This window comes from Arthrobacter sp. 9V, assembly GCF_902506065.1.
In the GTDB taxonomy this organism is placed as follows: domain Bacteria; phylum Actinomycetota; class Actinomycetes; order Actinomycetales; family Micrococcaceae; genus Arthrobacter.
Genome location: NZ_LR732972.1, coordinates 1 through 1,104 on the forward strand (window position 1 = coordinate 1; position 1,104 = coordinate 1,104).

General features: G+C 68.6%; 1 protein-coding gene. It reads left to right on the forward strand.

What is annotated here, in order from left to right:
* Nucleotides 1-1,104, forward strand: a 1,104-nt coding sequence (gene xylA, locus BACI9J_RS22870) for a xylose isomerase (protein ID WP_159736668.1), incomplete at both ends; no start/stop codon positions are given.

Consider the following 1,104-nt stretch of genomic DNA (forward strand, 5'->3'; position numbering starts at 1 on the left):
GTGCAGACAAGTTCTCCTTCGGTCTCTGGACCATCGGCTACAACGGCTCGGACCCCTTCGGCGGGCCGACCCGCCCCGCGCTCGACGTGGTCGAGGCGGTCGAGAAGCTCGACGAGCTCGGGGCCTACGGCCTGACCTTCCACGACGACGACCTGTTCTCGTTCGGTTCCACCGACGCCGAGCGCCAGACCCAGATCGACCGCCTCAAGGGCGCCCTCGAGTCGACGGGGATCGTCGTGCCGATGGTCACGACGAACCTGTTCTCCGCCCCGGTCTTCAAGGACGGCGGCTTCACCTCGAACGACCGGCAGGTCCGCCGCTTCGCGCTCCGCAAGGTCCTGCGCAACATCGACCTCGCCGCCGAGCTCGGTGCGTCGACGTTCGTGATGTGGGGTGGCCGCGAAGGCTCCGAGTACGACAGCGCCAAGGACGTGCAGGCCGCGCTCGAGCGGTACCGCGAGGCCGTCAACCTGCTCGCCCAGTACGTCACCGACAAGGGCTACGGCATCCGGTTCGCCATCGAGCCGAAGCCGAACGAGCCCCGCGGCGACATCCTCCTGCCGACCCTCGGCCACGCGATCGCCTTCACCGAGACGCTCGAGCGCCCGGAGCTGTTCGGCATCAACCCCGAGGTCGGCCACGAGCAGATGGCGGGCCTGAACTTCACCGCCGGCATCGCCCAGGCGCTCTACCAGGGCAAGCTCTTCCACATCGACCTCAACGGTCAGCGCGGCATCAAGTACGACCAGGACCTGGTGTTCGGCCACGGCGACCTGCAGAACGCGTTCTCGCTCGTCGACCTGCTCGAGCACGGTGCCCCGCAGGGCGGCCCGGCGTACGACGGCCCGCGCCACTTCGACTACAAGCCCAGCCGCACCGAGGACATCAGCGGTGTCTGGGACTCCGCGTCGGCCAACATGCGCATGTACCTGCTCCTCAAGGAGCGTGCGCAGGCGTTCCGCGCCGACCCCGAGGTGCAGGCGGCACTCGAGGCGTCGAAGGTCGGCGAGCTGTCGACGCCGACGCTGAACGACGGCGAGTCGTACGACACGTTCCTCGCCGACCGCTCCGCCTACGAGGACTTCGACACCGACGCCTCCTTCG